The organism is Variovorax sp. 10L426 (assembly GCF_056395305.1).
Map to the genome: position 1 here is coordinate 52,729 of NZ_JBFTJF010000023.1, position 13,365 is coordinate 66,093.

At 67.4% G+C, this 13,365-nt stretch carries 15 protein-coding genes; 11 read left to right on the forward strand and 4 right to left on the reverse strand.

The window, feature by feature from the left end:
- The 10 genes from ccmB (at position 1) to AC1DHL_RS26150 (ending at position 8,139) form a co-directional block, all read left to right on the forward strand.
- Complete coding sequence (ccmB, locus tag AC1DHL_RS26105; protein ID WP_478163882.1) at positions 1-669, forward strand: heme exporter protein CcmB; 669 nt, start codon at positions 1-3, stop codon at positions 667-669.
- A 7-nt stretch (positions 670-676) separates the two neighbouring features.
- Entirely contained in the window at positions 677-1,471 is a 795-nt protein-coding gene (locus tag AC1DHL_RS26110; RefSeq protein WP_478163883.1) for a heme ABC transporter permease, read from the forward strand.
- Complete coding sequence (ccmD, locus tag AC1DHL_RS26115; protein WP_478163884.1) at positions 1,459-1,599, forward strand: heme exporter protein CcmD; 141 nt, start codon at positions 1,459-1,461, stop codon at positions 1,597-1,599. The genes AC1DHL_RS26110 and ccmD overlap by 13 nt, the downstream gene beginning before the upstream one ends.
- On the forward strand, positions 1,596-2,075 hold the full coding sequence (gene ccmE / locus AC1DHL_RS26120) for a cytochrome c maturation protein CcmE (protein ID WP_478163885.1): 480 nt from the start codon (positions 1,596-1,598) through the stop codon (positions 2,073-2,075). The genes ccmD and ccmE overlap by 4 nt, the downstream gene beginning before the upstream one ends.
- Positions 2,072-4,066, forward strand: coding sequence for a heme lyase CcmF/NrfE family subunit (locus AC1DHL_RS26125; RefSeq protein ID WP_478163886.1), 1,995 nt, complete (start codon positions 2,072-2,074; stop codon positions 4,064-4,066). Before ccmE ends, AC1DHL_RS26125 begins: the two co-directional genes overlap by 4 nt.
- Positions 4,063-4,605 carry a DsbE family thiol:disulfide interchange protein gene (locus AC1DHL_RS26130; protein WP_478104156.1) on the forward strand — a complete coding sequence of 181 codons (543 nt, stop codon included), beginning with the start codon at positions 4,063-4,065 and terminating at the stop codon, positions 4,603-4,605. The genes AC1DHL_RS26125 and AC1DHL_RS26130 overlap by 4 nt, the downstream gene beginning before the upstream one ends.
- Positions 4,598-5,065 carry a cytochrome c-type biogenesis protein gene (locus tag AC1DHL_RS26135; RefSeq protein WP_478163887.1) on the forward strand — a complete coding sequence of 156 codons (468 nt, stop codon included), beginning with the start codon at positions 4,598-4,600 and terminating at the stop codon, positions 5,063-5,065. Before AC1DHL_RS26130 ends, AC1DHL_RS26135 begins: the two co-directional genes overlap by 8 nt.
- On the forward strand, positions 5,062-6,288 hold the full coding sequence (gene ccmI / locus AC1DHL_RS26140) for a c-type cytochrome biogenesis protein CcmI (protein WP_478163888.1): 1,227 nt from the start codon (positions 5,062-5,064) through the stop codon (positions 6,286-6,288). The genes AC1DHL_RS26135 and ccmI overlap by 4 nt, the downstream gene beginning before the upstream one ends.
- Positions 6,289-6,376: 88 nt before the next feature.
- Positions 6,377-7,303, forward strand: coding sequence for a non-homologous end joining protein Ku (ku, locus tag AC1DHL_RS26145; protein WP_478163889.1), 927 nt, complete (start codon positions 6,377-6,379; stop codon positions 7,301-7,303).
- The gene (locus tag AC1DHL_RS26150; protein WP_478163890.1) at positions 7,300-8,139 is read left to right on the forward strand and encodes a tetratricopeptide repeat protein; all 840 of its coding nucleotides are present in this window, start codon (positions 7,300-7,302) and stop codon (positions 8,137-8,139) included. The genes ku and AC1DHL_RS26150 overlap by 4 nt, the downstream gene beginning before the upstream one ends.
- Before the next feature lie 6 nt (positions 8,140-8,145).
- On the opposite strand, the gene AC1DHL_RS26155 is transcribed toward AC1DHL_RS26150, so the two are convergent.
- The 4 genes from AC1DHL_RS26155 to AC1DHL_RS26170 form a co-directional block, all read right to left on the reverse strand.
- Positions 8,146-9,111 carry a Bug family tripartite tricarboxylate transporter substrate binding protein gene (locus AC1DHL_RS26155; protein ID WP_478163891.1) on the reverse strand — a complete coding sequence of 322 codons (966 nt, stop codon included), beginning with the start codon at positions 9,109-9,111 and terminating at the stop codon, positions 8,146-8,148.
- A gap of 50 nt (positions 9,112-9,161) precedes the next feature.
- Positions 9,162-9,527 (reverse strand): AtuA-related protein, encoded by a 366-nt coding sequence (locus tag AC1DHL_RS26160; RefSeq protein WP_478163892.1) that lies wholly within the window; start codon positions 9,525-9,527, stop codon positions 9,162-9,164.
- Complete coding sequence (locus AC1DHL_RS26165; protein ID WP_478163893.1) at positions 9,527-10,909, reverse strand: acyclic terpene utilization AtuA family protein; 1,383 nt, start codon at positions 10,907-10,909, stop codon at positions 9,527-9,529. The genes AC1DHL_RS26160 and AC1DHL_RS26165 overlap by 1 nt, the downstream gene beginning before the upstream one ends.
- A gap of 94 nt (positions 10,910-11,003) precedes the next feature.
- Positions 11,004-11,603 carry an isochorismatase family protein gene (locus AC1DHL_RS26170; RefSeq protein ID WP_478104167.1) on the reverse strand — a complete coding sequence of 200 codons (600 nt, stop codon included), beginning with the start codon at positions 11,601-11,603 and terminating at the stop codon, positions 11,004-11,006.
- 103 nt (positions 11,604-11,706) lie between these two features.
- Between AC1DHL_RS26170 and AC1DHL_RS26175 the strand changes: the two genes are divergently transcribed.
- Positions 11,707-13,359, forward strand: coding sequence for a 4-hydroxyphenylacetate 3-hydroxylase family protein (locus AC1DHL_RS26175; protein WP_478163894.1), 1,653 nt, complete (start codon positions 11,707-11,709; stop codon positions 13,357-13,359).
- The last annotated feature ends 6 nt before the right edge of the window (positions 13,360-13,365 follow it).

Genomic DNA, 13,365 nt, shown 5'->3' on the forward strand with positions numbered 1-13,365 from the left:
ATGACCCCGGTCTTCTGCGCCATCGTGATCCACGACGTTTCGCTGGCATGGCGTCGCCGCGGGAGCATCCTGTCCGTCGTGCTCTTCTTCGTCATCACGAGCAGCCTGTTTCCGCTGGCCATCGGGCCGGATCCGCAGCAGCTTCGCGCGCTGGCCCCGGGCATCCTGTGGGTCGCGGCGCTGCTGGCGTCGATGCTTTCGCTGTCGAGGCTCTTTGCGCAGGAGTACGCCGACGGCAGCCTCGACCAGCTCCTTTTGTCGCCACACCCGCTGGCCCTGCTCGTGCTTGCCAAGATCTGTGCGCATTGGGTCACCAGCGGCCTTCCGCTGCTGTTGTTGACGCCGCTGCTCGCGCAGCAGTATGGGCTTCCGGTCTCGTCCGCGATGTTGCTGTCCGCTTCGTTGCTGATCGGCACGCCGGTACTGAGCCTGATCGGCAGCGTGGGTGCGGCGCTGACGCTGGGTCTGCGCGGCGGGGCGGTGCTGCTGTGCATCCTCGTGCTTCCACTGTGCGTGCCGGTGCTCATCTTCGGCGCCGGCGCCGGCGCAGCGGCCGACGCGGGCCTCGACGTGGCGCCGCAGTTGTCGCTGCTGGGTGCCTGCCTGGCACTCTCGCTCTTCCTCTGTCCGCTCGCCACCGCCGCTGGCCTGCGCATCGCCGTGGAGTGACCGGTCCATGAGCAACCTCCTGAGCACGACGCAAAGAACCCGTGCACCTGCCTGGGCGCTCGGACGAAGGTGGCTCGCCTTTGCCTCGGCGAAGCGATTCGACCCGCTGGCACGGCGCCTCGCACCATGGTTCTTCGCCGCGGCCCTGGCTTTCCTCCTCGCGGGGTTGTACGTCGCCTTCGTGGTCGCGCCGACCGATGCGCAGCAAGGCGAGGTGTACCGCATCATCTTCATTCACGTCCCGGCGGCGTGGATGTCGATGTTCATCTATCTGGTCATGGCGATGTACAGCGCGCTGGCACTGGTCTTCCATACCCGTCTGTCGTCGATGATGGCGTCCGCGCTGGCGCCGACCGGCGCGATCTTCACGCTCATCGCGCTGGCGAGCGGTGCGCTCTGGGGTCGGCCCACGTGGGGCACCTGGTGGGTGTGGGACGCGCGCCTCACATCGGAGCTGATTCTTCTCTTCCTGTACCTGGGCTACCTGGCGCTCGAAGCGGCGGTCGACGAACCTCGGCGCGCCGAGCGCGCCTGCGCGGTGCTTGCACTCGTGGGGTCGCTGAATGTCCCGGTGATCTACTTCTCCGTGCGGTGGTGGAACACGCTGCATCAGGGCGCGTCCATCAGCCTCACCGCGGCACCATCGATGGCGGCGACCATGCTGGGCGGCATGCTGCTGATGACGCTCGCCTGCTGGATGTACACGATCGCCGTCGCGCTGGTCCGGGTGCGTTGCATCCTGCGCGAGCGCGGCGGCCTTCAGGCGACAGATCGACCAGGGGGCGAAGCATGGACTGGCTGACGCAGCTTGCATCGGATCCGCACACGGCCTATGTCGCGGCCGCGTTCGGCCTGGCGTTCGCACTCCTCGGCGTCGAAGTCCTGTGGCTGAGACGGCGCTACCGTGCCGTGTCGGCGCCTGCGCCATGACCGCCAGGCGGCGCAGGCTCGGCATGCTGGCGGCGGCCCTGGTTTGCGCTGGCGCCGCTTTGGCGCTGGTGCTCAACGCCTTTCGCTCCAATCTGGTCTTCTTCTTCAGCCCGACGCAGGTGTTCGCACATGAAGCGCCGGTGGCCCGCAACTTCCGCCTGGGGGGTCTCGTCGTGCCGGGATCGATTCGCCGCGAAGGGGACGGGCTGACCATTCGCTTCGTCGTCACTGATACCGCGCGCACCGTGCCGGTCGTCTATCGAGGCCTGTTGCCGGACCTGTTCCGCGAGGGCAAGGGCGTTGTCGCAAGCGGCAAGCTGCGTGAGGACGGCGTGTTCGCCGCGACCGAGGTCCTGGCCAAGCACGACGAAAACTACATGCCGCCTGAAGCCGCCGACGCGCTGAAGAAGGCCGAGCAGGTCAGGCGACAGATGGCCGGTGCAGAAGGGGGCGGCCTGCGCGCCGCAGAGCCATGAACGCGGAGTTCGGTCATTTCTGCCTCATCGTCGCGCTGCTGGTCGCGCTGGTCCAGGCTGCGTTGCCGCTCGCGGGCGCCGTCACCGGCAGGACCCGCTGGATGGAAATGGCGCGTCCCGCCGCACGCCTGCAGGGTTCGCTCGTGCTCATGGCTTTCGTCTCGCTGGCATGGGCCTTCGTCGACAACGATTTCAGCGTCCGGTACGTGGCCGCCAACTCGAACACCGCGCTGCCGCTGGCCTATCGCCTGACGGCGGTCTGGGGCTCGCACGAAGGATCGATGTTGCTGTGGACGCTGATGCTCGGCGGTTGGTCCGCGGCCGTGTCGCTGTTCAGTCGACGGCTGCCGCTGGACATGGTGGCCCGCGTGCTGGGTGTCATGGGAGCGATCAGCGCGGGGTTCCTTCTGTTTCTGCTGTTCGCGTCCAACCCGTTCGTGCGCTTGCTGCCACCCGCCATGGAAGGACGCGATCTCAATCCGCTGCTGCAAGACCCCGGGATGGTGCTGCACCCGCCTTTGCTGTACATGGGCTACGTGGGCTTTTCGGTGAGCTTCGCCTTTGCTGTCGCCGCGCTGCTGTCCGGAACGTTCGATGCCGCCTGGGCGCGGTGGACCCGCCCTTGGACGATCGCGGCATGGGCGTTCCTGACGCTGGGCATCATGCTCGGCAGTGCATGGGCCTACTACGAACTGGGCTGGGGTGGCTGGTGGTTCTGGGATCCCGTCGAGAACGCCTCCTTCATGCCCTGGCTCGCCGGCACGGCGCTGATCCATTCGCTGGCAGTGACGGAGAAGCGCGGCGCGTTCCGCGCCTGGACCGCCCTGCTTGCGATCTTCACTTTCTCGCTGAGCCTGCTCGGCACCTTCCTCGTCCGCTCGGGCGTGCTGACGTCCGTCCACGCTTTCGCCGTCGATCCCCTGCGCGGCACCTTCATCCTGGCCCTGCTCGGGCTGGTGACAGGACTGGCCCTGGTGCTGTTTGCCGCGCGCGCGCCAAAGCTGGCGCGACGCACCGGATTCGCCGCGCTGTCGCGGGAGTCCTTCCTGCTGGCCAACAATGTCCTGCTCGCAGTGGCGGCGGCCACGGTCCTGCTCGGAACGCTCTACCCGCTCCTGATCGACGTGCTGGGGCTCGGCAAGATTTCCGTCGGCCCTGCGTATTTCGATCAGGTGTTCGTGCCGTTGATGGCACCGGCCGTTCTGCTCATGGGCGCCGCGCCGTGGGTGCGATGGCGCGGCGCGGCATGGGCGGACCTGTCGACGCGCCTGCGCTGGTCGGCGCTTGCCAGCCTCGCGATCAGCGCGGGACTGCTGGCCGTGTTGCGCAACGCCTCGGCACTGACGGGCCTGGGTCTGCTGCTGGCCTGCTGGGCCATCGCCAGCGCGATCGCCAATCTGGCCGATCGACTTCGCCATCAGCGCGGCCGCCGGCTGGCCGCCTTGCGTCAACTGCCCGCAAGCTACGTGGGCATGCTCGTCGCCCACGCCGGGGTCGGTGTCTTCATCGCCGGAGTCACGTTGGTCAGCAGCCAGGAAAGCATGCGCGAACTGCCGATGAAAAGCGGCGATACGCTCGAATTGGCAGGCTACGAGTTCCGGTTCGATGGCGTGTCGCCTTTCGTGGGCCCCAACTACGAGGCTCTCGCCGCGACGCTGACTGTCAGCCGCAACGGAAGCCCCGTCTCCACGTTGGCGCCACAGAGACGCATCTACCGCAGCCAGCAGATGCCCACCACCGAAGCCGCCATCGACGTCGGATTGACGCGCGACCTCTATGTGGCGCTGGGAGAAGCCGTCGATGCGCAAAGCTGGGCGATGCGCATCCACGTCAAACCCTTCGTCGACTGGATCTGGATCGGCTGCCTGCTCATGGCGGCCGGTGGACTGCTGGCCGCGAGCGACCGCCGCTACCGCGCGCGGCAACGCGCGCCCGCGCCGCATGCCGACACGCCGCAGGCGCTCAACGCCGTGGAGGAGGCACAGGCATGACGCGCTTCCTCCTGCCGCTGGGCGCGTTCCTGGCGCTGGCCATCGCGCTGGCTGCCGGCATGGGACGGGACCCCCATGCGCTGCCCTCGCCCCTGGTGGGCAAACCGGCACCGGCGTTCGAACTGCCGCTGCTGGACGCTGACGGGCCCAGCGTGCGCGTCGGCGACATGCGCGGCAAGGTGTGGGTGCTCAATGTCTGGGCTTCATGGTGTACGCCGTGCCAGCTCGAGCACCCGCTGCTGGTCGATTTCGTCGCGCGATCGCACTTCCCCGTGTACGGCCTGAACTACAAGGACAAGCCGGGTGCCGCCCGCGACTGGCTGAAGCGACTCGGCAACCCCTACGTGGCAACGCTGGTCGACGCCGATGGATCGACCGGCATCAACTACGGGGTGTACGGCGTACCCGAGACATTCGTGATCGACCGGGCCGGGGTGATCCGCTATCGCCACGCGGGCCCGATGACCGCAGAGTTCCTGGAGCGCACGCTGGCGCCACTCCTGCGCGATCTGGAGCGCGAGAAGGACGCGCATGCCTAGGCGCATCGCGGCCATCTGGCTGGCCCTCGCACTGGCGTCGAGCGCCATCGCAGCCCCCACCGAGGCGCAGCTCGATGCGCATTTGCACGCGCTGGCGCAGCAACTTCGATGCGTGGTTTGCCAGAACCAGACACTGGCGGATTCGCAGGCCGAGCTCGCCGTCGACCTGCGCCGGCAGATTCGCGAGCAGTTGCGAAACGGCGCCAGCGACGAGGCCGTGAAGAATTACCTCGTCCAACGCTACGGCGACTTCGTCCTGTACGAGCCGCCGCTGAAGCCCCTGACCTGGCTGCTGTGGTTTGGTCCGCTGATGTTGCTGGCGCTCGTCGCCGCCGCTGTCGTTCGCAACAGGATGCGTCGCGCGGCGGCCCCTGCGCCACTCGACGAGGAAGAGCTGAAACGGCTGGATGGCTTGCTCGGCCGATCCCGCGCCCCCTTGGCCGAGGAGCCCGGGCCATGATCACGTTCTGGCTGCTCGCCGCGATCCTGATCGCAGCTGCAATGGCCTGCCTGCTGCCTCCCCTGCTGCGTCCTCGCGGGAGCACCGCCGCCTGTGGCGACACCAACCCCGTGGCAGACCTCTACCAAGGCCAACTTGACGACATCGAAGCCGACCTGAATGCTGGAACCCTCGACCCCGTGCAGGGTCGAGCGGCGCGCGACGAGGTGGCCCGGCGCCTGCTGGAAGGCGCGCTTCCTGCGCAGACCGGCCCTGCTGTGCGCCATCCGGACAGGCCTTCGCCCCTGCTGGCCGGCGTTCTGCTGGCGGTGGTGCCCAGCGCGGCGATATTTCTCTATCTGCATCTTGGCAATCCCGTCGCGCTCTGGCACGCCGGCGATCCGGCCCATGCACCGGACAGCGGCCACGAAGCGAGTGAGTCGCAGATCGAGGGCATGGTCAATCAGTTGGCACAGCGCCTGCGCAGTCAGCCCGACGACGTCGAAGGCTGGTACATGCTGGCCCGGTCCTACGAGGCCCTGGAACGCCACGCGGACGCCGCTTCGGCCTACGCCAGGGCCATCGCGCTCGCCCCGGACGAAGCAGCGCTGCGCGCGGACTATGCCGACGTGCTCGCAAGCGTCGACGGCGGCGCGCTCAACGGTCCGGCATTCGAGCAGATCGGGCGCGCGCTGGCGCTGGACCCGGACCAGCCCAAGGCACTGGCGCTGGCAGCCAATGCCGCCATGGAGCGCGGTGATGCGAGGGAAGCCATACGGTACTGGGAACACCTCCATCGCATGCTTCCATCGGACTCCCAGACTGCAGCGACGATCGCCGCGAACATCGCACAGGCGCGTGGATCGGCTGCACCTGCTGCTTCTGCATCCGTGGCAGGCCAAGTCAGCCTGGGCGAAAAGGCACGAAGGACGCCGCGGCCCGACGAAACGGTCTTCGTGTACGCGCGCCCCGTCGATGGCTCCCGCCTTCCATTGGCCGTGATGAAGCGCCGCGTCAGCGACTTGCCCTTCGCGTTCGTCCTCGACGACAGCCTGGCCATGCGCCCCGACCATCGGTTGTCGGGCGCAAGCCAGGTGGTGGTCGAAGCGCGCATTTCCGCGAGCGGCAACGCGATGCCATCGGAGGGCGACCTCATCGGAAGCGCAGGACAAGTGACCGTGGGCAGGCGCGACCTGAAGATCGTCATCGACGACACGGTGCCGGTCAGTCGCGCGCCAAGATAAGGCCTCCCCGTCGCCACGGCCTTTTCGATCGCCGCGGAACGTGGCATCCTGCGGCCGGGAGGCGCCCTGAGCCTCCTTGGAGGTTCGCATGCCTGCTCGTTCCCTCGCTTCGCTGTCCCTGAGCTTCGGCCTGGTGTCGATTCCCGTGAAGCTCTACTCCGCCACGGAGAGCTCCGGCACAGTCAGGTTCAACCTGCTGTCCAAGGACGGTTCGCGCGTCAAGCAGCAATACGTGTCCGAGAAGGATCCGTCCATCGTGGTGCCGCGCTCCGAGATGGTGAAGGGCTACGAGTTCGAGAAGGATCGCTACGTGCTCTTCACGCCCGACGAACTCAAGGCCGTCGAAGAGAGCGCGACGCACACCATCGATATCGTCGCCTTCATTCCCGAGAAGGCGGTCGACCCGATCTACTACGACAAGGCCTATTTCATCGCGCCCGACAAGCGCGGCGGCAAGCCCTACACGCTGCTGCGCGCGGCCATGCACAAGAGCGGCCGCTGCGCCCTCGCGAAGTGGGCCTGGAAAGGCAAGCAGTACGTGGTGCAGATCCGCGCGGCCGAGGATGGGCTGGTGCTGCAGCAGCTTCTCTATGCCGACGAGGTTCGCTCGATGAAGGAATTGCAGATCGAGGAGATCACGCCTTCCGCCGCGGAGGTGCAACTGGCACTCCAGCTCATCGACCAGATCTCGCAGGACAGCTATGACCCGACGCAATTCGTCGACGAGGAAAAGCAGCGCGTTCTCGCGGCCATCGACGCCAAGATCGCCGGCAAGCAGGTCGTGGCCGTCGAGCACCATGAGGAAGCGGCTTCGGGCGGACAGATCATCGACCTGACCGAGATGCTGCGCGCCAGCCTCGCCAAGTCCGGCGCCGGTGCCGCGAAGCGCCAGGCACGCACCCCGGCTGCGGCCGAAGTCGTCACCCCGCTTGTCGCGAACGAGCGCAAGGGCGTCAAGCGGGCAGCGAAGACAGCCGGCGTCGCCGCACCCGCCAGCGCGCGCGCCAGGAAGTGACCGTCGATCATCCCGAAACGCCGCACACCTTGCGCAGCATCCAGGAGATGCTGGGCCTCTCCCGGAGCGCCATCGCGGGGCTGATCGCCAACGGATTCGTGCAACCCGCCCGGGGGCCGCGCAACGCCTACCGCTTTTCCTTCCGCGACGTCGTGCTGCTGAGAACCGCGCACGACCTGCAGGCGGCGGACATTCCCACACGCAAGATCTTGCGTGCGCTGCAGCGGCTGAAAGCGACGCTGCCGGAAGAACTGCCGCTGACCGGACTGCGGATCACCGCCGTGGGAAGCTCGATCGCCGTGCGGGACCGCGAGAGCCAGTGGGAAGCCGAGACAGGCCAGTTGCTCATGGACTTCGACATCGCCGCGACGCGCGGCGCGGTGGCCTTCGTGGACCGGCGCCGAATCGACGAGCCGTCCGCGAGTGCAGCCTCTGCGGAAGCCCTGTTCGCCGAAGGCGAGGATCTCGAATCGACCGACCTGAAGGCGGCAGAGACTGCCTACCGGCACGCGCTGGCCCTCGCGCCCGATCATGCGGATGCGTATCTCAATCTCGGCGCGATCCTGTGCGAGTCCGGTCGCGCCGCAGAAGCCGTCGTGCTCTACGACGAAGCCTTGCGCCGGCTTCCGGACGTGCCGCTGCTGCACTTCAACCGCGCTGTGGCCCTGGAGGACGTGGGGCGCATTGCCGAGGCGCTCGGTGCCTACGAGCACTGCCTGCGACTGGACGCCACCGTTGCCGATGCGCACTTCAACGCCGCGAGGCTGCACGACCATCTCGGCCATCGGCGCGAGGCGATCCGCCACTTCAGCGCCTACCGGCGACTGCAGAAATAGCGGGACTCATTCGGCCTCGATGCCGGCAGCCTTCACGATGCGGCCCCACTTCTGCGACTCGGCGGACTGGAACTTGGCGAGTTCTTCCGGCGAGGTGGTGAATACGTCGGTGCCCGTGGGGTCGTAGAAGGCTGCCTTCGCGGCATCGCTCTTCGCCGCCTTGACCAGCAATTCGTTAAGCCGATGGACCACCGCCGGCGGCGTCTTCGCAGGCGCGTAGGCGGCGAACCAGTAGCCCATCTCGTAGCCCTTGACGCCGGCCTCGGCGATCGTCGGCACGTCGGGCGCCAGCGGCGAACGCTTGGCACTGGAGACGCCCAGCGCACGCAACTTGCCGGACTTGACCTGCGGCAGGCCGGTCGCCGTGTCGGTGATCATCATGTCGATCTGGCCGCCCAGCAGGTCCGTCACGGCGAGCGTGTTGCTCTTGTACGGCACATGCAGCAGCTTGATGTCGGCCATCTGCTGGAGCAACTCGCCGGCCATGCGGCTCGACGAACTGCCGCTGCCGAAGCTGTACTTGCCGGGCTCTTTCCTGGCCATTGCCACGAACTCCGCCACCGTCTTTGCCGGAAACGACGGATTGACCACCATGATCTGCCCGCCCTTGCCCAGTGCCGCGATGGGCGCATAGTCCTTGACCGGGTCGTACGGCAGCTTCTTGAACAAGTGCTCGTTGGCCGCGTGCGTGGTGTTGGTCGTGATGAGCACGGTGTAGCCGTCGGCCGGCGCCTTCGCCACCTGCTGCGACGCGATGAAGCCGCTGGCACCCGCCTTGTTGTCGATCACCACCGCCTGCTTCGTCTCGGCGGTCACGCCGTTGCCGATCGCCCGCGCGATCTGGTCGGTCGCAGTACCGGCGGCAAAGGGCACGACGAAGGTGATGGGCTTGTCGGGAAAGGCATCGGCCTGGGCCAGCATGGGTGCGATGGCCAATGCGGCGGCCAGCGCAGCGAACGGGAAGCGAATCATTGTTTGTCTCCTGAAGATGGATGTCGGATGTTGGAAGTCGGGATCGGAATTCAGTCTTCGCTGGTGCCGGCCAGCAGGTGGGCCAGTTCGCGGGGCACCTGGATGGGGAGATCGAGCAGAAGGAATGACAGCGCCTTGCCATGCGCGTCGAGATTCAGTGCATCGTTCACGCCGCCGTCGAGGACGCCGTCGAGCACGAAATTCATTGCATGAAGCTTCGGCAGCAGAAAGCGCGCCACGCCAGTCGGCGCACGGTGACGGAATTGCGCGGCCACCGCCTCGGGCGTGACTTGCGCCACCAGCAACGGATAGAGCTCCGGATGCCACGCGATGACGCTGATGTTGGAGCGATCGCCCTTGTCCCCCGTGCGGCCGTGGGCGGCGCGGTAGAGAGGGACGTCGATGTGCGCGCTCATCAGGAGAGCTCCTCGACGCGCTGGTGCCGCACCGGCACGGACTCGCGCGGAAGCAGGCACGAGATCGTGTTGAGTCTCGGCGTGAGCGCGGTGCGCACGCCGCCGCCGCCGGCCGGGCCGCAGGTATAGAGCGCAGTCACTTCGCGGGCGAGGCGCTCGGCCTGCGCGCGATCGTCGTGGGTCGCGGCGACGCGAAGACGGACATCGCGCAGGCCGGCATCGGGCGTCCCCGCGAGGGTTCGCCCTGCGTCGTCGCCCAGCACGCTGACTGCACCGATGAGATCGACCCTGAGCACCAGCCCGTCGAGGCGCTTCCTGAGGACATCGGCCGCCAGCCTGGCCCGCGCCTCGGCGCGCGGCCCCGCGTACGAGATCTCGCCCTCCGCGAGCCAGCCGCCTTCGTGGCAGATATTGACCTTGAAGTGCGTCGGCCGCGCATGGCCGCGCACACCGCGCAACGCCACGCGGTCCGTGCCTGCCGCATGCACTTCGGCATCGGCGATGTCGGCCACCACGTCGGGGGTCAGGTAGGCGCTCGGGTCGTGCACTTCGTAGAGCAACTGCTCCTTGACGCTGGCCTCCGTCACGAGCCCGCCGGTGCCGTCGGCCTTGCCGATCGTGCAGCTGCCGTCGGCTTCGATCTCGGCGATCGGAAAGCCGACCGCCTCGAGGCCGGGCACGTCCTTGTAGCCCGGATCGGCGAAGTAACCGCCGCACACCTGCGCGCCGCATTCGAGAAGATGGCCGGCCATGGTCGCGCGGCCCAGCTTTTCCCAGTCGTCGGGGCGCCAGCCGAAATGGGACATCGCCGGCCCGACGGTGAGCGACGGATCGGCCACCCGGCCGCACACGACGATCTGCGCGCCCGCATCGAGCGCGGCGGCGATCGGCTCCGCCCCGATATAGGCATTGGCGCTGACGATGCGGATGCCGTCCATCTGCGCGCCCAGTTGCTCGCGCAGCAGGGCAAGGTGCGCCGGCGCCGAAAGGTCGTCGCCCTCTACCACGGCAATGTGCGGCGGCTGCGCGCCGAGTTCGGTCGCCATGCGCGCGATGAGTCGGGCCGCTGCACGTGGATTGGCCGCGCCGAAATTGCTGACGATGCGGATCCCGTACGCGAGACATCTCGACAACACCGGTCGCAACATCGCGTCGAGGAGCGGCTCATAGCCCGCTTCGGGATCGGCCCGGCGACGCAGCTGCGCCAGAGCCAGCGTGCGCTCGGCCAGCGTCTCGAAGATCAGGAAGGCCCGCTGGCCCGGAGGACCGCTTTCGAGCCGGGCGATGAGCGTGTCGACCACCGGCCCGGCGGCATCGGTCCGGTCACCGGAAAAGCCGGCGGCACAGCCGACGAGGAGCGCAGGTTGGTCGATACGGGTCATGGGCGCACTGTAGAGCGCACACGTTGATCCGTGAAATCGAAAATTCGGATGGATTCATCCGAATCTCGAATTGCCGAGCGTGAACGGCAGCGAACTAGCGAATCAGCGCCTGGAGGTCCTTGAAGCGTGGATGCTCGGCGGTGCGAAGCCATTCGAAGCCGACCATCTCCGTCGTCACGAGCTCCGCGCCCGCACCGGCGAGACGGTCGAAGGCGGCGTCGCGGTTGCGTTCCGTGCGCGAGCTGCAGGCGTCGGTCACGACCCACACCTCGAATTCATCCTCCAGCAGATCGAGCGCCGTCTGGAGCAGGCACACGTGCGCCTCGCAGCCCGCGATCACGATCGTGTTGCGCTCTTCGGGCGCGGCTTGCTTCTGCAGGTGCTTCGGGAGGCTTCGCGCATTGCCCTGCGGCGCCTTCGCCGGCACGCGCAGCCATTCGCCGAGGCCTTCCTCGGCGCCGCTGAAATGCATCTTGGCCAACGTACGCTGGCAAAGGGCGCGGATGTCGGGCAGGTTTTCGCCGAGTTTCGAGGGGTTTTGTTCGGTGCCCCAGACGGGGACGTCCACCAGTTGGGCGATCTTGCCGAGTCGGACGGCATTCTTCGCGACGGCGTCCGCTTCGAGGATCGCGGGCATCAGGCGCGCCTGATAGTCGACCAGGACCAGTTGGGATTGCGATGCATCGAGCAGCATGGAAAGCATCTTTTAAAAATAGCGGGGGCTAGAACGTACCACCGAAAAGTTCGCGTTGATGCTAAAAACATCCCGCTCGCAAGCATCGAACAAGGAAGAGACGATGAACGCCCCGCTTTCGACCGTCACGCTGATGTCCGGCCAGGACTATCGTGAGTCCCTCCGGCGCTACCGCCCCACCGTCTTCGTCGACGGGCGCCGGGTCGAGAGCGTGGCGGACGAGGGGGCCTTCCAGCCCGGCATCAATGCCATCGCGCTGACTTATGACTACGCGCTCAAGGCGCAGTACGCGCCACTCATGACGGCGGTGCAGCACACCAGCGGCAAGCGCGTGAATCGGCTCTCGCACATCGACACCAGTTCGGGCGACCTGCTCAACAAGCTGGAAGCCGTCCGGCTCGTCTGCCAGGAGACGGGCTGCGCCCAGCGCTACCTGACGCACGACGCGCTCAACGCCATCGCGCAGGTGTCGGCCCGCATCGATGACGCACGCGGGACGACGGAGCACACGGCGCGATTCACCGAATACCTCCATCGCATCCAGGATCAGGACCTGACGCTCGGCGTCGCGATGACCGACGCCAAGGGCGATCGCAGCAAGCGTCCGCACGAGCAGGCCAACGCCGACAGCTATGTGCACATCGTCGAGCGCAACGCCGTCCGGAACGGCGTGCGCGGCATCGTCATTTCGGGCACCAAGGCCATCGTCACGGGCGCGCCCTACGTGCACGAACTGCTGGTGATGCCGTGCCGCAACATGGGCCAGGAGGACGCGGATTTCGCGGTCTGCTGTGCGGTGCCGCTCGACGCACCCGGCTTGACCATCGTCGCGCGGCCCGCCGGCCGGCCGGGCGAAAAGCTCGAGCACGGCGATGCGCTGTTCAGCCGCAAGTACGGACAGAGCACCGGCGTCTGCATGTTCGACCGCGTTTTCGTGCCGTGGGACAGCGTTTTCTACGCCGGCGAGTGGGAGCGCAGCAGCCATCTCACCTACAGCTACGCCACGCACCATCGCCACAGCTGCATCGGCGCGCGTGCGGGCTTCGGCGATCTGCTGATTGGCGCGGGCGCGCTGATGTGCGAGGCAAACGGCTTCGATCCCGGCCGCGAAACGCACCTGCGCGAGCAGATGGTGGAGCTCATCACCATCACCGAGAGCTTCTTCGCCTGCGGGGTCGCAGCGAGCGTGTACGGCAAGGCCGACGCCCATTGCGATGTCTTCATGCCGGACCCCGTCTTCAGCAACATCGGCAAGCTGCTGCTGGCGACGAAGATCTACGACATGCACCGCATCGCGCACTATGTGAGTGGTGGGCTGATCGTCGCCCTGCCCGGCCCCGACGAGGACCACAACCCCGAGACGGCGGCGCGCCTTTCCGAAGTGCTGCGCGCGAACCCGGACATTCCGTACGAACAGCGCGTCGAGACCGCGCGCTTCATCGAGGACCTGACCGCCGGTTACCAGGGCGGCTGGTACAGCACCATCAGCCTGCACGGCGGCGGCTCCCCGGCAGCGATGAAGCAGGAGATCTACCGCAACTATCCCGTCGGATCGAAGGTGGAACTGGTCGAGCGCATTCTGGAGCGCGGCATCGCCGCCGACGGTTCGCCCGCGGCGGCGCCGCACGATCCCCAGCGCGCCATCACCAGGAACCGCCAGCCCGGCCGATGCTGCGATACGGGCTGCACGACACCGGGTCAGGCAGTGATGGTGGACTTGCCCGTCTCGCGCTCCGCCGCGCCGCGGGTCGATTGAACGGCC